The organism is Pseudomonas sp. GM74, assembly GCF_000282455.1.
Taxonomy (GTDB): Bacteria; Pseudomonadota; Gammaproteobacteria; order Pseudomonadales; family Pseudomonadaceae; genus Aquipseudomonas.
On sequence record NZ_AKJG01000049.1, the window covers coordinates 35,780 to 54,849 of the forward strand.

The 19,070-nt window shown below is 62.1% G+C and carries 15 protein-coding genes; 7 read left to right on the plus strand and 8 right to left on the minus strand.

Annotated features, from left to right (window positions below):
- Position 1: 1 nt before the first annotated feature.
- The 3 genes from PMI34_RS16400 to speB form a co-directional block, all read right to left on the minus strand.
- Complete coding sequence (locus PMI34_RS16400) at positions 2-1,576, minus strand: purine-cytosine permease family protein (RefSeq protein WP_008049316.1); 1,575 nt, start codon at positions 1,574-1,576, stop codon at positions 2-4.
- 274 nt (positions 1,577-1,850) lie between these two features.
- Positions 1,851-3,359, minus strand: coding sequence for an aldehyde dehydrogenase family protein (locus tag PMI34_RS16395; RefSeq protein WP_008049318.1), 1,509 nt, complete (start codon positions 3,357-3,359; stop codon positions 1,851-1,853).
- 68 nt (positions 3,360-3,427) lie between these two features.
- Positions 3,428-4,429 carry an agmatinase gene (speB, locus tag PMI34_RS16390; RefSeq protein ID WP_008049320.1) on the minus strand — a complete coding sequence of 334 codons (1,002 nt, stop codon included), beginning with the start codon at positions 4,427-4,429 and terminating at the stop codon, positions 3,428-3,430.
- 151 nt (positions 4,430-4,580) lie between these two features.
- Between speB and PMI34_RS16385 the strand changes: the two genes are divergently transcribed.
- The 7 genes from PMI34_RS16385 (at position 4,581) to PMI34_RS16355 (ending at position 11,839) form a co-directional block, all read left to right on the plus strand.
- Entirely contained in the window at positions 4,581-5,495 is a 915-nt protein-coding gene (locus PMI34_RS16385; protein WP_008049321.1) for a LysR family transcriptional regulator, read from the plus strand.
- A gap of 68 nt (positions 5,496-5,563) precedes the next feature.
- Positions 5,564-7,072, plus strand: coding sequence for a sigma-54-dependent transcriptional regulator (locus PMI34_RS16380; RefSeq protein ID WP_008049322.1), 1,509 nt, complete (start codon positions 5,564-5,566; stop codon positions 7,070-7,072).
- 402 nt (positions 7,073-7,474) lie between these two features.
- Positions 7,475-7,858, plus strand: coding sequence for a glycine cleavage system protein GcvH (gene gcvH / locus PMI34_RS16375; RefSeq protein ID WP_008049323.1), 384 nt, complete (start codon positions 7,475-7,477; stop codon positions 7,856-7,858).
- Positions 7,859-7,899: 41 nt separating this feature from the next.
- Positions 7,900-9,156, plus strand: coding sequence for a serine hydroxymethyltransferase (glyA, locus tag PMI34_RS16370; RefSeq protein WP_008049324.1), 1,257 nt, complete (start codon positions 7,900-7,902; stop codon positions 9,154-9,156).
- Positions 9,157-9,344: 188 nt separating this feature from the next.
- The gene (gene lipA / locus PMI34_RS16365; protein ID WP_008049325.1) at positions 9,345-10,334 is read left to right on the plus strand and encodes a lipoyl synthase; all 990 of its coding nucleotides are present in this window, start codon (positions 9,345-9,347) and stop codon (positions 10,332-10,334) included.
- A 33-nt stretch (positions 10,335-10,367) separates the two neighbouring features.
- Positions 10,368-11,126 carry a M15 family metallopeptidase gene (locus PMI34_RS16360; protein WP_008049329.1) on the plus strand — a complete coding sequence of 253 codons (759 nt, stop codon included), beginning with the start codon at positions 10,368-10,370 and terminating at the stop codon, positions 11,124-11,126.
- Positions 11,123-11,839 carry a L,D-transpeptidase family protein gene (locus PMI34_RS16355; protein ID WP_008049330.1) on the plus strand — a complete coding sequence of 239 codons (717 nt, stop codon included), beginning with the start codon at positions 11,123-11,125 and terminating at the stop codon, positions 11,837-11,839. The genes PMI34_RS16360 and PMI34_RS16355 overlap by 4 nt, the downstream gene beginning before the upstream one ends.
- Before the next feature lie 145 nt (positions 11,840-11,984).
- On the opposite strand, the gene PMI34_RS16350 is transcribed toward PMI34_RS16355, so the two are convergent.
- The 5 genes from PMI34_RS16350 to PMI34_RS16330 all read right to left on the minus strand — a co-directional run bounded on the left by PMI34_RS16350 (position 11,985) and on the right by PMI34_RS16330 (position 19,047).
- Entirely contained in the window at positions 11,985-13,373 is a 1,389-nt protein-coding gene (locus PMI34_RS16350; RefSeq protein WP_008049331.1) for a purine-cytosine permease family protein, read from the minus strand.
- A gap of 46 nt (positions 13,374-13,419) precedes the next feature.
- Positions 13,420-14,160, minus strand: a complete 741-nt coding sequence (locus tag PMI34_RS16345) for a TorF family putative porin (protein ID WP_008049332.1) — start codon at positions 14,158-14,160, stop codon at positions 13,420-13,422.
- A 108-nt stretch (positions 14,161-14,268) separates the two neighbouring features.
- Complete coding sequence (locus tag PMI34_RS16340; protein WP_008049337.1) at positions 14,269-16,008, minus strand: amidohydrolase; 1,740 nt, start codon at positions 16,006-16,008, stop codon at positions 14,269-14,271.
- Positions 16,009-16,026: 18 nt separating this feature from the next.
- Positions 16,027-17,877 (minus strand): amidohydrolase family protein, encoded by a 1,851-nt coding sequence (locus PMI34_RS16335; RefSeq protein WP_081498071.1) that lies wholly within the window; start codon positions 17,875-17,877, stop codon positions 16,027-16,029.
- 147 nt (positions 17,878-18,024) lie between these two features.
- Positions 18,025-19,047, minus strand: a complete 1,023-nt coding sequence (locus PMI34_RS16330) for a helix-turn-helix transcriptional regulator (RefSeq protein ID WP_032829594.1) — start codon at positions 19,045-19,047, stop codon at positions 18,025-18,027.
- Positions 19,048-19,070 lie beyond the last annotated feature (23 nt).

The following is a 19,070-nucleotide window of genomic DNA, read 5'->3' on the forward strand; positions in this document are numbered from 1 at the left end:
GTTATCTCCCGACCGTCGATTCAGTGAATACCCGCGGTGGCTGCTGTTTGTGGGTCAGCGTGTCGCCGGTGGTGTATTGCGGGGAGGTTTTTTCGATCTGCTGGATCACCGTTTCTTCCCGCTTGAGGTCGATCGAGCGGCTCAGCCAGTAGTACGCCAGGCCCGAGACGATCAGCCCGACCAGCCAGGCGATGTCGATGCTGCCCAGCGCCTTGGCGAGCGGGCCGACATACACCTCGCGCTGTTCAACACCATCGAAGATGTAGAAGAACGGGATCATCGAGATAAAACCGATGGCATAGGCGGCGATGCCGCGCAGTCCCCAGCTGCCGTAGATGTTGCCGTGGGGCATGAAGAAGTGCGGGATGGCATAGCGGCCCTTGCGCACGAAGAAGTAGTCGGTGAGGTTGACCGAGGTCCAGGGCACCAGGAAGTACAGCATCACCACCAGGTAGATCCCCAACACCGACAGGCCTTTGCCCGAACTCTGGATGCTCAGGGCCACGCCCAGTTGCAGCAGGATCACGAAGCCGATCGCCAGGATGCGTGCCTTGCGGGTGGGTTCGATGTGTTTGATCGAGTCGACGCAGGTCAGCGTGGTCAGCTTGGCGCTGTAGATGTTCATCGCGATCACCGGCAGGAACGCCAGGATAGTGACGACCACCACCGCCGTGCCCATCAGTGGCGATACGGTGTTGCCGACCTGCCCCAGGGCCACCAGCACGTCAGTGGAATGCAGGTGATCGGCCAGCCAGCCACCCACGGAAATCATCCACGCGCCGGACAACGAAGCCCCGAGGAACACCACGGCGATCAATTTGCCGCTGGAGGTGTTTTTCGGCAGGTAGCGCGAGTAGTCGGACACATAAGGCGCATAGGCGATGTTGTAGCTGGCGGCCGCCGCAAACTGCGCGATGAAACCGGTCCAGTTGAAGCCCAGCGGCTCACGGGCCACTTCGCCTTCCGCGAGTGCCGGCAGCACCGCATCCGGCACCCAGCCCATCAGCACCGCCACGGTCACCAGGCCATACAGCGGCAACGACAGGAACAACGCCCATTTGAAGCTGCGGTGCATCCAGTCATGGCCGAGGATAGCCAGCACCGCCGCCGGTATGGTCACCGCCACCGCGATCACCGCGGGGTTGAACCCGAACAGCGTGTGCAGCCCCTGCATCATCAGCACCAGGTTGACGATGTTGAAGCCGGCGAACACGAACAGCGTCGCCAGCAGCACCAGGATCACCCCGCGATAACCGAACTGCGCACGGGACTGGATCATCTGCGGCAGGCCCAGGTGCGGGCCTTGCGAACCGTGAAACGCCATGAACAGCGTGCCGAACATGATGCCCAGCGTGCCGGCCAGCGTGGTCCAGAGCGCGGTCAGGCCGACGCTCGGGCCAACGAAGCCGATGGTCATGGTGAAGAAGGTGAAATTGCCGAGGAACCAGAACGGGCCCTGGCTCGACAGTTTGTCGGTGCGCTCGTTCTCGGGGATGAAGTCGATCGAATGCCCCTCGACAACGGATTTTTCGTCGAGGCTGGACACGCTCGTGGCGGACTTGGCGTTAGTGTTCATGATGGACTCTTATTGTTGGAAGATCATGACTGAGTAACTGCATTCTTTTGGGTGAACGACACCCGGGTGCCTCCTTGCCGTTCCCTTTAGAGTGTGAGCGCCACCGCGCACTTTGTAGCAACCGCCGGAGGCGGCGTTCGGCTGCGCAGCAGTCGTAAACCTGGATCGCATGGTTTACCTGACACTGCGCGGCCCTCTGGTTTTACGACTGCTGTGCAGTCGAACGCAGGCTTCGCCAGCTGCTACAGGTTGCGGTGAAACGTTCAGCCGTGGCTCAGGGCAGCGTGATCCAGACTGCCTTGGTTTCGAGCAGGTAATCGAGCTGCTCGGCGCCCAGGTCCTTGCCGAACCCGGACTGCTTGTAGCCACCGAACGGCATCGACGGATCGAGGGTGCCGTGGGCGTTGACGTAGACCGAACCGGCCTTGAGGCGCGGGATCAGGCTGTGCACCTTGCCCAGGTCGTTGGAATACAGTGCCGCCGCCAGGCCATATGGCGAGTCGTTGGCCAGGGCCAGGGCCTCTTCTTCATCGTCGAAGGGTGCGGTGACCAGCACCGGCCCGAAGATCTCTTCCTGGACAATGCGCATGTCGTTGCGGCAATGGGCGAAGATGGTCGGCTCGACGAAGAAACCAGGGCCATCGACCGCTTGTCCGCCGTAGACCAGTTTGGCGCCTTCGGCCTTGCCGGTCTCGATGTACTCGGTCACGCGCTGCTTTTGCAGGGCCGATACCAGTGGGCCGATGAAGCAGTCCGGGTCCAGTCCCGGGGCCATTTTCAGGGTGCGCGTGTAGGCGATCAGCTCGCGCAGGAATTGGTCGTAGACACTGCTATGAATATAGGCCCGTGTACCGGCGTCGCATACCTGCCCGGAGTTGAAAAACACGCCGTTGGCGACCGCCTGGGCGGCGGCCGGGATGTCGGCGTCGGCGCAGACGATGACCGGTGATTTACCGCCGAGTTCGAGGGTCAGGCGCTTCATGTCATCCAGCGCTGCACGGCCGACAGTCTGGCCGACCGGGGTCGAGCCGGTAAAGGTCAGTTTGTCGATGCCGGGGTGGATGGCCATGGCGGCACCGACCACGCTGCCGCGCCCGGTGACGATGTTGATCACGCCGTCGGGAATGCCCGCTTCCTGCACCAGTTCAGCGAAACGCAGGGCCGACAACGAGGTCAGCTCGGCGGGTTTGACTACCACTGTGCAACCGGTGGCCAGTGCCGCGCCGAGCTTCCAGGCCATGGTTTGCAGCGGGAAGTTCCACGGCACGATGGCGCCGACTACGCCCACCGCTTCCTTGCGGGTATAGGCCAGGTAGTTGCCCGGCAACGAAGGTTCGACGGTACGGCCGTGCAGCTTGGTGGCCCAGCCGGCGAAGTAACGCAGGGTATCGACGGTGCCCTGGATGTCCACGTCCTTGGCGAAGGCAACCGATTTGCCCATGTCGATGGATTCGATTTCCGCCAGCTCTCCGGCGTTCTGCTCGATCAGGTCGGCCAGGCGCTGCATCATGCGCTCGCGTTCGGCCGGTTTGGCCTGACGCCAGGCGCCGCCATCGAACTGCGCGCGGGCGGCTTGCACGGCGCGGTCCAGGTCATCGGTGGTGCCCATGGGAATGCGGGTGATCAGGCCTTCGGTCGAAGGTTCGATCACATCGGAGGTCTGGCCGTCGCTGGCTTCGACCCAGGCGCCGCCGATGAACATTTTCTGGACCTTGCCGAGGAAGGTCTGGGTGGCTTCGCTGACGCCGAATTTCTGCAGGTAACTCTTGACGATCGTGTCCATTTTTATTCTCTCTGCCCGGCAGTCAGGTCCTGCCGGGGCTCTGGTTTCTGAGCTTTGTGGTTTCGATATCAGGCTGGAGTGGTTTCGCTCTCGGCGGCCGCACGCACCTTGCCGCGCTCGTGGAAGATGAAACCGATGCTGTTGAGCAGCAGTTGCGCGGCGAGGATCGAGGTCATGCCGGTCGGGTCGTACACCGGCGCCACTTCCACCAGGTCCATGCCGACGATGTTGCCCTTGCTGCGCTTGGCCAGGGCCTGGATGATTTCCAGCACTTCGTAGTAGAGGAAGCCGCCGTGGCTCGGGGTGCCGGTACCGGGGGCGATGGACGGGTCGAAACCGTCGATGTCGATGGTGATGTAGTAGTTGATGTTCTGCGGGATCAGCGCCAGCACGCCCTCTACACCAAGGCGGCGCACATCACGCACCGAGAGGATTTTCGAGCCGGCTTCATGGGCCGCTTCGTAGTCGTCGCGGTTGGACGACGACACGTTGCGGATGCCCATCTGGGTCATGCCGACGATGTGGTTCATTTCCGAAGCGCGGCGCAGCGGGTTGCCGTGGCCGTAGCGCACACCGTGGCGCTCGTCGACGAAATCCAGGTGCGCATCGAAGTGGATGATGTGGATCGGGCCGCGGCCTTCGAAGGCCTTGATCACCGGCGCGTGCACCGAGTGGTCGCCGCCGAGTACCACCGGCATCACGCCGGCATCGAGGATCTTGCGCACGGCGTATTCGGTGTTCTTGTTGCTGGTGGCCATGTCGGTGTGGACGATGTCGGCATCACCGACGTCGACCATGCGCACATCCGATGCGGTGAGGTACATCACGTCATCTTCATGATCGTAGGCGCCGGCGTGGCCGAAGGAAAACAGCGTCGATGCTTCACGAATCCCGCGGGGTCCGAAGCGTGCGCCGGAGCGCCACTGGGTGCCCATGTCGTTGGGCACGCCGAGCACCGCGACGTCGGCATCCAGTGCATCCCAATCGGTGCACACCGGGGATTTTCCAAAGGTGCAATGACCCACGAATGGCAGGTTCAGGCGACCGGATTCATAACCGTTGTTCGACATTTCTAGCCTCTCCACTTCTTGTTATCGGCCTGGCGGACTGCAAGGCGACCGCCGTTAGAGAGACTATGGGCGCAGGTTTTCGTGGAAAAAATGCTAAACATCAGATACTCATATCGGCATTCCCGATGCGTCCACAGGCCGGAGGTCCAAGATGATCCAGCTGCACGATGTCGACCTGAAACTGCTCAGGGTGTTTGCCACGATTGTCCGCTGCGGCGGCTTCTCGGCCGCGCAGGCGGCGCTCAATGCCGGGCAGTCGACCATCAGCGAGCAGATGACCCACCTGGAAACCCGCCTCGGGGTCAAACTCTGCCAGCGTGGGCGCAGCGGCTTCCGTCTGACCGAACAAGGGGTGGCGATTCATGAGGCCACCCAGCGCCTGCTGTCGGCGGTGGAAAATTTCTGCATGGACGCCGACGTGCTCAAACAGCACATCAGCGGCAAACTCAACCTGGGGATCATCGACACCACGATCACCGACCCCGACTCGCCGATTCCCCGCACCACCCAACGCTTTGTTTCGCGTGGGCATGATGTGCACCTGAACGTGTACGTCGGCACCCCGGCGGAACTCGAAGAGCGGGTGCTCGACGGTCGCCTGCACCTGGCCATCGGGCACTTCCCGATCCATGTGCCGGGGCTGCTGCAATCGCCGCTGTACCAGGAAGCCCTGGGCTTGTATTGCGGGCGGCGTCACCCCTTGTACGGCAGCCATGCCGAAGGTGAGGAACTGCTTGAAGAAGTCGCTGCGGGGCGGATCGTGGTGCGCGGCTACATGCAGCAATACGACCTCGAACACTTGGGCGTGAGCAAGGCGGCCGCCACCGTGGACAACATCGAAGCCACGGCGATCCTGATCATTTCCGGCGCCTACCTGGGTTTTCTGCCTGAGCACTTCGCCGCCCAGTGGGTCAAGAGCGGCGAGATGCACCAGTTGGCACCCGCGAGCCTGCGCCTGAAATCGCCGTTCGACGTGATCACCCGACGCGGCACGGCACCGCCACCGATCCTCCAGGCGTTCCTCGAGGACCTGGCCGCCAGCGCCCGTAAAACCGGCCAGCCGTGATGTGACACTCGCCAAATTCAAATTTTGCCGGGCATACTGATTCGGTTCGCCAACCTTGCAGGCCCGTCATGCGCATCCACGTCACCTTCATCGACCGCGTCGGCATCACCCAGGAAGTGCTGGCTCTGCTCGGTGGTCGCAGTTTCAACCTCGACGCCGTGGAGATGGTGCCGCCGAACGTCTACATCGACGCCCCGACCCTCGGCGCCGAGGTGCTCGAAGAACTGCGCGAAGCGCTTTTCGATGTGCGCGGCGTGCAAGCGGTGACCATGGTCGACATCCTTCCGGGGCAGCGCCGGCGCCTGCAACTGGACGCGTTACTGGCAGCCAGTTCCGACCCGGTGCTGGCAGTGGATGACCGTGGTCATGTGCTGCTGGCCAACCCGGCGCTGATCGCCCTGTGCGGCCGCGAACCGGCCGGTGAATCGCTGACCGCGCTGTTCGACGATGCCGATTTGCAACGCACCCTGATCGCTCAGCATTTCCGTCTGCCGATGCACGAGGTCAGCCTCGGCGGCCAGACCTTGCTGCTCGACGCGATGCCGATCACCGACGCCGGCGCCCTGCTCACCCTGTATCAACCCAATCGCATTGGTGAACGCCTGTCGGCGCTGCACCATGACCATGCCGAAGGCTTCGATGCGCTGCTTGGCGAATCGCCGCCGATCCGCGCGCTCAAGGCTCGCGCCCAACGGGTGGCGGCCCTCGATGCGCCGCTGCTGATCCAGGGTGAAACCGGCACCGGCAAGGAACTGGTAGCCCGCGCCTGCCATGCCATCAGCCCACGGCATGACGCGCCGTTTCTGGCCCTGAACTGCGCGGCACTGCCGGAGAGCCTGGCCGAAAGCGAGCTGTTCGGCTACGCCCCCGGCGCCTTCACCGGCGCGCAACGGGGCGGCAAGCTCGGCCTGCTGGAACTGGCCGATCAGGGCACGGTGTTCCTCGATGAAGTGGGGGAAATGTCGCCCTATCTGCAAGCCAAGTTGCTGCGTTTTTTGAGCGATGGCTGCTTCCGTCGGGTCGGTGGCGACAAAGAGGTCCGGGTCAATGTGCGGGTGCTCAGCGCGACCCACCGCGACCTGGAGAAAATGGTCGCCGAAGGGCGTTTTCGCGAAGACCTGTTCTACCGCCTCAACGTGCTCAACCTGCAAGTGCCGCCGCTGCGCGAGCGCGGGCACGACATCCTGCTGATGGCCAATCACTTCATGCAACAGGCCTGTGCGCAGATCCAGCGACCGCCGTGTCGTTTGGCACCGAGCACCTTCAGCGCCCTGCTCGGCAACCGCTGGCCGGGCAACGTGCGGCAACTGCAAAACGTGATCTTTCGCGCGGCGGCGATCTGCGAGAATCCGCTGGTGGACATCGACGACCTCGACATCGCCCGCACGGCGGTGGAACGGCAAAACGACGGCGAAGTCGGCAGCCTGGAAGAGGCGGTTGGCGACTTTGAGAAGAACCTGCTGGAACAGCTTTACCGCAGCTATCCGTCCAGCCGGTTGCTGGCGGCGCGGTTGCAGACGTCCCATAGCGCCATTGCGATTCGCCTGCGCAAATACGGAATTCCCAACAAGCCCTGAGTTATCTGTCGGAACACATTGTCACCGACAACACATTCCCCTGTGGGAGCGAGCTTGCTCGCGATGAGGGAGTGTCAGTCAATATCAATGTGACTGTCATGCCGCTATCGCGAGCAAGCTCGCTCCCACAGGGGACTAAGTCGTGCGCAAGATCGTCGTTCGCAAATCGATACAGCGTAGCGAAATCAAGACAAAACCTTTCCCACCCGCAATTACGGCGTCTGCGCCCACTGCCCTGTTTGCTTGTATTGATTTCAATACGGACGAAATCTCTCACGCTTAATAAAATCACTTCAAGCCATTGATTTAAAACAACTAATAAACCTTGGCACCGCCCTTGCTATCACTCCTCCAACCCCGCTCGTCGCCCCGCCACGAGCCTTAAAACAATAAGGAGTTGAGATGAGCCAATTGCGTTTTACCGTCGATCACGAATGGTTGCGCCTTGAGAGCAATGGCCTGGTCACCGTCGGCATCACGGCGTTTGCCCAGCAGGCGCTGGGGGATGTGGTGTTCGTTCAGGTGCCTGAACTGGGCGCCTTCGATGCAGGCGCTGAAGTGTCGGTGCTGGAGTCGGTGAAGGCCGCCAGCAGTATCGGCATGCCGCTGGACGGTGAAGTGGTCGAGATCAACGCGACGCTGGAGAGCACCCCGGAACTGGTCAACGAAGACCCATTGGGCGAAGGCTGGTTCTTTCGCTTCAAACCGGTCGATGTCGAGGCGCTGGGAGATCTACTGGATCAAGACGCCTACGAACGCCTGACCGCAGAACACGCCGACGCTTGAAGCCCCCCGGGCATTTCCCGAATCCGCAAAAGGACCACACCATGTTCAGCAAGCACGACCAGATCAAAGGCTACGACGACGAACTGCTGGCGGCGATGAACGCCGAGGAGGCGCGGCAGGAACACCACATCGAACTGATTGCCTCGGAAAACTACACCAGCCAGCGGGTGATGGAGGCACAAGGCAGCGGCCTGACCAACAAGTACGCCGAAGGGTATCCGGGCAAGCGTTACTACGGCGGCTGCGAGCACGTCGATGTGGTCGAGCAACTGGCCATCGACCGCGCCAAACAGCTGTTCGGCGCCGACTACGCCAACGTCCAGCCCCACTCCGGCAGCCAGGCCAACGCCGCGGTTTATCTGGCGTTGCTGCAAGCGGGCGACACCGTGCTCGGTATGAGTCTGGCCCACGGCGGCCACCTGACCCACGGCGCCAAGGTGAGCTTTTCCGGCAAGCTGTACAACGCCGTGCAGTACGGCATCGACACATCCACGGGCCTGATCGACTACGACGAAGTCGAGCGCCTGGCGGTCGAGCACAAGCCGAAAATGATCATCGCCGGGTTCTCGGCCTATTCGAAGACCCTGGACTTCCCGCGCTTCCGTCAGATCGCCGACAAGGTCGGCGCCTGCTTCTTCGTCGACATGGCCCACGTCGCCGGCCTGGTGGCCACCGGTCTGTACCCGAACCCGCTGCCCTACGCCGACGTGGTCACCACCACCACGCACAAGACCCTGCGCGGCCCCCGTGGCGGTCTGATTCTGGCCAAGGCCAATCCGGAGTTGGAGAAGAAGCTCAATGCCGCGGTGTTCCCCGGTGGCCAGGGTGGCCCGCTGATGCACGTGATCGCCGCCAAGGCGGTGTGCTTCAAGGAAGCGCTGGAGCCGGCATTCAAGACTTATCAGGCGCAGGTGATCCGCAACGCCCAAGCCATGGCGCAGATGTTTATCGAGCGCGGTTATGACGTGGTGTCCGGCGGTACCGACAACCACCTGTTCCTGGTCAGCCTGATCCGCCAGGGCCTGACCGGCAAGGACGCCGACGCCGCCCTCGGCCGTGCCGGCATCACCGTGAACAAGAACGCCGTGCCCAATGATCCACAGTCGCCGTTCGTGACTTCGGGCCTGCGCATCGGTACGCCGGCGATCACCAGCCGTGGCTTCAAGGAAGCGCAGAGCATCGCGTTGGCAGGCTGGATCTGCGACATCCTCGATCACCTGGGCGATGCCGACATCGAAGCCAATGTCGCCCGCCAGGCGGCGGCCCTGTGTGCGGACTTCCCGGTCTACCGCGACTGACCCTCCACCGCACAACCTGTAGCAGCTGGCGCAGCCTGCGTCCGGCTGCGCAGCAGTCGTAAATTCGGGTGACGTGGTTTGTCTGATTCACCGCGAATTCCGGTTTTACGACTGCTTCGCAGCCGGACGCAGGCTGCGCCAGCTGCTACAGGTTGTGCGTTTTCCCTTTGCTCAAAAGGACAAAGTACATGAGCACTATTGTGGAACCGACTGGTGCAGGCCCGATGAAAATAGAAATCGGCACCAAACTGCGCGGCGCGGAAAAGGTCGCGCGGATTCCGGTGAAGATCATTCCCACGGATGAATTCCCGCGCAAACCCGACTGGATTCGCGTGCGCATGCCGATCTCGCCGGAGGTCGACCGGATCAAGCAACTGCTGCGCAAGCACAAGCTGCACAGCGTCTGCGAAGAAGCGTCCTGCCCGAACCTCGGCGAGTGTTTTTCCGGCGGTACGGCGACTTTCATGATCATGGGCGACATCTGCACCCGTCGCTGCCCGTTCTGTGATGTCGGCCATGGCCGGCCCAAGCCGCTGGATGCCAATGAGCCAATGAACCTGGCCGTGGCCATCGCCGAGCTGCGCCTGAAGTACGTGGTGATCACCTCGGTGGACCGCGACGATTTGCGCGACGGCGGTGCCCAACACTTCGTCGATTGCCTGCGGGAAATCCGCAAGCTGTCCCCCGGCATTCAACTGGAAACCCTGGTGCCGGATTATCGTGGACGCATGGACGTGGCCCTGGCGATCACCGCCAATGAGCCGCCGGATGTGTTCAACCACAACCTGGAGACCGTACCGCGCCTGTACAAGGCCGCGCGGCCGGGGTCGGACTTCGAGTGGTCGCTGGACCTGTTGCAAAAATTCAAACACGCGGTGCCCCGTGTGCCGACCAAATCCGGCCTGATGCTGGGCCTTGGCGAAACCGACGAGGAAGTCATCGAGGTCATGCAGCGCATGCGCGAGCACGACATCGACATGCTGACCCTCGGCCAATACCTGCAACCTTCGCGCAGCCACTTGCCGGTGCAGCGCTTCGTGCACCCGGACACCTTTGCCTGGTTCGCCGAAGAAGGCACGCGCATGGGCTTCAAGAACGTGGCGTCCGGCCCGCTGGTGCGTTCGTCCTATCACGCCGATCAACAACTTCATGGAGGTACGGACGGTTTCAAGCCATGATGGAATGACTGGTCATGCATGGAGCCGTTTCCGATGTTTCGTTCACCCTGTCTGCTGTTGCTGTGCCTGAGCCTTGCCACGCCGTGCATGGCCGACGCGTCGAAGCCCGGGCACATGGTGTATGTGCGCAGCGTCGACCCGGGCATCGAGCAGGACATCCGCTATGCCAGCGCGCACAATTTCACCGGGCACCCGCTCGACGGTTACCAGGCGGCGCAGTGCCTGCTGTCGGAGGACGCTGCGAAGGCCCTGGCCCGGGTGCAAAGCTCACTGAAAGCCGAAGGCTACGGCTTGAAAGTGTTCGACTGCTATCGCCCGACCCGCGCGGTGGCGGACATGGGGCGCTTCGCCACCGAACCTGGCGACCCGCTGAAGACCGAGTTCTATCCACGGGTCGACAAGCAGGACTTCTGGCGCCTGGGTTATGTGGCGCGGGTGTCCAATCATTCCCGGGGCAACACCGTCGACCTGACCCTGACCGGCCCCGACGCCCTGCCCGCCGACATCTGGACACCTGCTGCCACCCCAGTGGATTGCACCGCCCCTTATGGCCAGCGCTGGCACGACGGCGCGCTCGATATGGGCACCGGTTTCGATTGCTTCGATGAGCGGGCGCACACCGACTCGGCGCTGATCAACGCCACGGCCAAAGCCAATCGCCAGCGCCTGACCAGTGCCATGGCCAAGGAAGGCTTCGTGGGTTATTCGGCCGAGTGGTGGCACTTCACGTACAGCGGGAATCCGCCGAAGCCGGACGTCATGGACTTCCCCGTCACGCCGCTCGTACCATGAACATTCTGCTCAAGGCCCTGTTGGTGGCGTTTTTTCCACTGGCCGCAATGGCCCAGGGACTCGACGGCAGCGACCAACTGATCGTGGTCACCAGCAAAAACTGGGATGACATCCAGGGCACTGCCCAGCGCTATGAACGACACGGGCAGACCTTCCGGAAATTCGAAGCGCCCTTTGCAGTGGTGCTCGGCAAGAACGGCATGGGTTGGGGCAAGGGACTGCTCGATATCGGGCAACCTGAAGGGCCGGTCAAACATGAAGGCGACGGCAAGGCGCCGGCTGGAATGTTCAAGCTGGGCACGGCATTTGGTTACGAGCCTTCGGCCGACACCCGCCTGCCTTATCTCCCATTGATGCCGACCATCGAATGCGTGGATGACAGCCAGTCCACGCGTTACAACGAACTGGTCGACGGAGCGGTCGTCGAAAAGGACTGGAACAGCTCCGAACGGATGCGCCGCTCGGATGAGCTGTACCGCCAAGGCATCGTCATCCAGCACAACACCCCGGCAACTCCCGCTGCCGGCTCGTGCATTTTCTTCCACATCTGGCGCGACCCCAGTGCACCGACCCGTGGCTGTACGGCCATGGACCCGGCGAACATCGCGCGACTGTTCGACTGGCTGGACCCGGGCAAATCTCCGGTGCTGGTGCAACTGCCCGAAGCGCAGTACGAGCAGTTGCGTGAGCGCTGGAAACTCCCAAAGCGCTAGTCAACGCCGGACCCTGTGGCGAGGGAGCTTGTCGGATCGCCGCACCGTCCCGCTGGGGCGCGAAGCGGCCCTAAAAGATGGGACTGCTACGCAGTCCAGCGGGAGCAAGCTCCCTCGCCACAAATGCTAGTCTCTCCTGGTCGTGTTAACCCCGCTCAACCACCACGCCACTCATCGAAGGCTTGGCCAGCGCGTAATAGATCACCCCCGGCACCAGCAGCCCGACGATCCAGGAAATGTCCACGCCACCCAGCTGCGCAACCATCGGCCCGGAGTAGAAATGGGTGTCGACAAAGGGCAACTGGATCAACACGCCGATCACATAGACGCTGATCCCCAGCACGTTCCAGCGACCATAGCGCCCGTTCGGATCGGACAGCGCCGGGATGTCGTAACGCTCCTTGTTGATGAAGTAGTAATCCACCAGGTTGATCGCGCTCCACGGGGTGAAGAACGTCAGCAAGAACAGGATGAAGTACTTGAACGAGTTGAGGAACGAGTACTGCCCCAGCAATGCCAGCGCGGTGGACGCCGCGACGATCAGCAGCACAAACAGCATGCGCTGGCGGGCGGTGATTTCCAGGCGACGACGAAAGCCACTGATGATGGTGGCGATGCACATGAAACTGCCGTAGGCGTTGAGGGTGGACACCGTGACCTTGCCGAACACAATGCTCAGGTACAGCAAGGACGCGATCACACCGCTACTGCCCAGGCCGACAATGGTCGCCACTTCGTGCCCGCGGAAATTGGCCCCTGCCAGTGCGGCGGCGAACACCCCCAGCACCATCGAAGTCTGAGCCCCCAACACTGTGCCGAGGCCCACGGCGGTGAAGGTTTTCCACGATGAGGTCTTGCTCGGCAGGTAGCGCGAGTAGTCCGCCACGTAGGGGCCGAAGGCGATCTGCCAGGACGCCGAGAGCGAAACCGCCAGCAGCAAAGTGCTCCAGGCAAAATGACGATTGTCGAGCAGCAGGCCGATGTCGTTGAGGGTCATCAACCGGGTGAACAGGTAGGCGAAGGCGATGATGCCCAGCACGCTGGCCACCCGCCCGACCAGGTGAATCACCCGATAACCGAAGATCGTCAGGAACGCGATGCACGCCGCGAAAATCAGGATGCCGGTGCTGTCGCTGACACTGATCAATTGCGCGATCGCCTGCCCCGACAGCACTGCGCCGGTGGCGCTGAAACCCAGGTACATCAGGCACACCAGGACAATCGGGATCGCCGCGCCATACACCCCGAACTGCACGCGGCTGGAGATCATCTGCGGTAAGCCAAGCTTTGGCCCTTGCGCCGCGTGCAGCGCCACCACGGCACCGCCGAGCACTTGCCCGATCAGCAAGCCGATCAGCGACCAGAACACATCGCCGCCCAGCACCACGGCCAGGGCGCCGGTGACGATGGCGGTGATTTGCAGGTTGGCGCCGAGCCACAGGGTGAACTGGCTGTAGAGACTGCCGTGTCGCTCAGCCTCGGGAATGAAATCGATCGAGCGAGTCTCGATCAGGGGACTGCGTTGCACACTCATGAGGGTGTTTCCTTTGTGGAACTGTTTTTGTTGTCAGGGACGGAACTTAAAAGGTCTTGGTGGCACTGGCTACAACTGTCGCCGAACAGAGGTCGTCATAGCCGTACCAACTGCTGCACTCGCTTTTCGACAAGTCGGTATCGACATAACTCAGCCCCCAGGTCACGCCGACGAAGTCGCGTGTCAGCTTGGCTTCCCACTCGTAGTAAGACTCACGGCTATCGCCATTGGCGGACCAGAACGCGGGGTCATTCACATCGTTGCGCCCAAAGCGCAGGTCCAGGCCGACTTCAGCCGGTAGATCGATTTTGTAGCTCAGGTAGGTGTAGAGGGTGTCCTGGTCCTCGCCGAAGAAGTTCGGCGTGTCCTTGGAGTAATAGGCACCCAGCTTCACGCCGTACAGGTCAAGGACGGCGTAGACCTCGCTGAGGTTGAATTCGGAATTTTTCGGGTAGTCGTACTTGATGTAGCCCAGGTCCAGGCTGATGGCGTCCGTGGCCTGCCAGTAGTAACCAGCGTAGTACTCAAGTTCCTGACGAGTGTCGAAGCCGCCACCGAAATCCACGTTGGAGGTCCAGGCGCCGATGTACAGGCCACTGCTGTGCAACAACGTAGCCCCGCCCTGCACGGCCGGATCACCCAGGGTTTGCGAGATGCCACGGGTACGGTAGTCGCTGACCACGCCCAGGGTCATGTCAAGGCTGAAGTCATCGTTGAGGGCCAGGGCGTGGCTGCTCAGGGGGGCCAATGCCAGTGCGGCGAGGGTCAATGCTGAAAGTGCGTTCATACAGTTCTCTTGTTGTTATGGCGTACGGGGAATTTCAGGCATGGCGATGCCAGGCCCCTCGCGCGACGAGGGGCTGGCGGTTTTTTGCGGGTGCTGGGTGTACGCAGGTCAGGACGCGGGGGCGTAGACCTGCTTGCCGGCGAAGAAGGTGTTCAGGACTTTGGTTTCGAACAGGTCGTCATCGCTGACCTTGAACACGTCCCGGTCGAGGATGATCAGGTCAGCCTGCTTGCCCGGTGCCAGCGAACCGATCTGCTTGTCCAGACCCAGGGTTTTCGCCGCGTTGAGGGTGTAGGCATAGAACATGGTCTGGCGGTCGATGCTTTCCTTGGCATTGAGTACGCCCAACGGGCCTTTGCGCGTGCTGGCCTGGGCAATGGCGTTGAACGGATTGGCGCTCGACACCGGCCAGTCGCTGCCACCGGCAATCGTCGCGCCGGCGTTATGCAGGGACCGTGCGGGATACTGGTAACCGTAGGCAAAGGCGCTGATGTAGGGCTTGACCAGTTCGACGGTGTAGGTCTCGCCGGTGGCCCACAGCAGTTGCATCGAGGCGATCACGCCCAGTTCCTTGAAGCGTGGAAACTCCTTGGGATTGACCAGTTGCAGGTGCGCGACGCTGTGGGGTACAGGCGTCGGGCTGAGCTTGCGCGCATACGCCACGCCATTGAGCGCTTCGCGCACTGCGCGGTCGCCGACGGCGTGCATATGCACGATCCAGCCGCGTTTTTCCGCCGCCACCACCAGTTCGCCGAAATGCGCCGGGTCGGTCAGCAACTGACCATTTTTATGGCTGTTCTTGAACGGCACGATGACCGCTGCGGTTTGCCCCGGGAATTCGAGAATGCCGTCGACAAACACCTTGATGCCGGGGAAGGTCAGGTTAGGCACGCCCTCGAACTGCTTCATCACCGTGGCGATCACTTCCAGATCGGCGGGCTTGCTCTTCGGGTTGGTGACCATCAACGCGGCGACGTGGGCGCTGAGTTCGCCGTTCTGCGCCAGCGCCTTGTACAGCGGCAGGACGCCGACGCTTTCGGCGGTGGCATGGAAATCGAACAGTGAGTCTTCACTGCCGCCGTTCGCCGCGGCGTCCATCCACGCAGTGATGCCGAATTGGTTGTTGACCCGCACCGCCTCTTTCGCGGCCTTGAGCATGGTCTCCTGGCTGGGCGCGGGAATTGCGCTGCGCACCACGTCCCAGCGTGATTCGGCAAAGTAGCCATTAGGCGTGAAGTCCGCTTCATGGCCGACGTAACCGCGCTCTTTCTCCGGCAGGCTCTTGACCAGTGCAGCGTCGATGTTCAGACGCTTGAGCATCGCGTTGTTGGCCCAACCGGTGTGGCCGTCGATGCCGCTGAAGACGATAGGCTGATCGGCCCAGCGCCCCTGATTGAACACCTTGCCCAGTTCACGGCTTTTTTCCCAATAGGCCGAACTGACCCCGGCGACGCTGATCACATCGCCAGCCCGGGCACGCCCGGCCTTGTCCTCTTCAATCAACCACTGCTCAAGTTCGGGTAGTGGTTTGACTTCGTCCAGCAGGTTGGCCTTCATGCTGTCGAACGCCCCCACCACCGGGTGGCTGTGGGTGTCGATCATGCCTGGCATCAACACTTTGCCCGCCAGGTCGATGCGCTGGGTCTTGGCGTCGGCCAGGGCATTGATTTCGGCATCGCTGCCCACTTTCAGAATCTTGCCGTCTTGCACCGCAACAGCCTGCACCAGTGCCTGGCCGGGTTCGGCGGTAAAGACCTTGCCGTTGAACAACACCAGGTCAGCGGCGGCCATGGCCTGCACCGACGACAAGGCCAGCGCGGCGGCCAACAGGTTTGGAATCAATCGCATCGGAACGCTCTCTGGTTTTTATAGGGCGGATCGGGAAGTAACAGTTTGAGAAACCGCGTGTGGCGCAAGGCTGAGGAACGGCACCTTGGCCCACACGACCTTGCCGCCGACCAGCGTCAGCAGCACGTCATTGCGGCCCAGTTCCTCCTCGGGCACCTGCATGAAGTTCTTGTCGAGCACGATCAGGTCAGCGAACTTGCCGACTTCGACCGAACCCAGCACCGCGTCCAGCTTCAACTGTTCGGCGGAACTGAGGGTGATGCTACGCAGCGCTTCGGCTCGCGACAGCGCCGGATCGGCGTTGAGTCGCCCGGCATACTTGGGGCCATAGCTGTGCGGGTTGGTCGGGTCGCCGGAACGGGTAACGCCGACTTTCAGCGCCAGGAACTCATCGAGGGGGTCGACCGGCCAATCGCTGCCAAACGCCACTCGGCCGCCGGCTTGGGCGATGCTGCCTGAAGGTTCCATGCGTTCGAATCGCTCGACGCCAAGGTGATCACTGGTGCCGTCGACCGTGGATGGTGCCTGCTGAGCCCACTGGAACGACATGGTGGCCGTGACGTCCAGAGCCTTGAAGCGTGGGTAGTCGGCAGGGTCGACCGACTCGGCGTGGGCGATGGCCGGGCGGAAGTCCTGACCGGGCAGTGCCTTGCGCACGTAGGCGACGCTGTCCAGTGCGTCCCGTACCGCGCGCTCGCCGGTGGCGTGCAGGTGCGGATCGAAACCGGCCTTGACCGCTTGCAGCAACAGCGGATTGAGCACCTGCGGCGGGAAGTACAGTTCGCCCAGGTTCTTGCCCGGCGTCCACTTCGGCGCCTGTTCGGTGCCGCTGTTGTGCAGGTACGGGGTCAACATGGCGCCGGTGTCCGCCGGGGCATTGATGATGCCGTCCATGAACAGTTTGACGTGGCGCATGTTCACGCCCGGCGCGACATGCACTTCGCCCTGGTCGTAGGTGTTGGCCAGGGCCTTGGCCTCGGCGATGGTTTTCACCGGGTCGGCGGCAGCGGCGGCCGGGTCCAGCTTGATCGCCAGCAAGGCCCGGGCAGTCAGTTCACCTGATTTTTGCAGGCGGGTGAAGGCCTTGCCGCTTTCCGGTCCCGACAGGGCATCGAAGAAACTGGTGATGCCTTGCTGGCGCATGGCGTCGAGGGCTGCACGGGTCTGGTTGAGTTTTTCTGCGTCGGTGGCGGGCGGCACCACGGCGGCCAACGATTCGGCGGCGCCGTCTTCGCAGATGCCGTTCGGGTTGCCGGCGCTGTCGCGTCGGTATTTGCCGTCTTCGGGGTCGGCGGTGTTCTTGTTGATGCCGGCCAGTTCCAGGCCGCGAGAGTTGGTCAGCACGGTGTGAAAATCGGTGGAGCGCACCTGGATCGGACGCTTGGTCTTGAGCGCGTCCAGGGTCGATTTGTCGGCGTCGCCGTCAAGCCCGGTCATGCCCATGCGATCCCAGCTGCCGACTTCCAGCCAGACATCCGGGCCCTTGTCCTTCTCGGCATCGAGACAGGCCTGGATGCTCGTCTGAAACTGCGCGCGGGTCATGGTCTGGTATTTCAGGTCGCACAGCGTCATGGCGCGACCGCCATCCCCCGGGTGCATATGCGCATCGACGAAGCCCGGCATCAGCATGCGCCCGGCCAGGTCGATCAGTTGTGTTTGCTTGCCGATGTAGCCGTCGACCCCGGCATTGCTGCCGACATAGACGATCTTGCCGCCCGAAATGGCAATGGCCTGCTGCACGGAATTCTGGCCATCGACGGTGTAGACGTAGCCATTGCGCATGACCGTGTCAGCCGGTGTCGCGCCCCATGCCACGCAGGAAAACGCCGTTGTCGACGCAACGGCGATGAACAACCTGGAAAGTCTCAAATGCCTCACCCCTGTTCTTATTGTTTTGAAGCGGTCCGAGGCGACTGCGCCAGCCCCTGATAGACAGGGCCTACCCTATAGGGCACAGCGTTCGAATGGACCTCTGCAAATGAGGAGGGGTAAGACAAATAATTGAAACGACTGGGATTAATCCCGGCGCACGGACTCCGACAACGCACCCGGCGAACGCAGAGCCGAACCCAGCTCCACCTTGCTTTTAACACCCAGCTGCAAATAGCAGTTACGTAAATAGGTGCGCACGGTCGCCGGGCTCAGGGCGAGCATTTTGGCGATTTCCTTGTAGGAATGGCCGGCGGCGAACAGCATCGCTGCGCTGCGTTCCCGTGGTGCCAGGCCATCACCGCCTGACGGCGCATCGAGGGACAGGATGACGTGTTCGGCGTTGGGGCTGAGGGTCAGGGCGCAGCGGCCCAGGCGGATCACACAGGGGGCTCTGGACAACTGCGCGATCACCTCAGGTGGCAGCGTGGAACCGCTCCAGCCGGGCAGTTCGCGCTGGATGGCAACACACAACCTGGCCCCCACATAGAGCAGACTGCCGTCCATACGCGCGATGCCACAATCACTCGCGCCGTTTTCGCTGTCGAAGCGAATCATGTCCTGCACTTGAAACCGCCACAGCTGGAACAGGTGATCGCAGAACGCCAAAAACAGCTCGGCTTCGTTCTCCTCGAACGCCTGTTCATCCTGACCACGGTAGAGGCAGACGAAAAACATCAGGCCGCTTTCGGGCAATTCGTAGGTGATGCTCATCAAGTGATAGAGATCGAAGCGCCGGGCGAAATCATTGACTGCCTCGCAAGGGTCGTTGAAACCCTTGTCGCACACCACCTCACCAGGACGATTGAGCGTGGCGTAGGAGAACTGATCGTTGGCCGCCACCGGATGCCATTCGCAGGCAAAGGATTCAGGAAGATTGATGCTGCCATGCATCCAGCTTTGCATGGGCACATCAGGACCTGGCGCAGACATTTCGCCCCACCAGGCAGAGGCGAAGGGCACCAGTTGACCGAATGCCTGCAGGCCATCGGCGATGAATCGCGACGCCCCGCTCTCCCGCGCCAGCCGGCCAAGGTGCAGTACGCAATGATTGAACGCCTTGAGCGTGACCATCGTTGCGTCACCGTCGAGTTTATTTCCCTCCCCCATCATTGCGATCCCATTCACTGCAT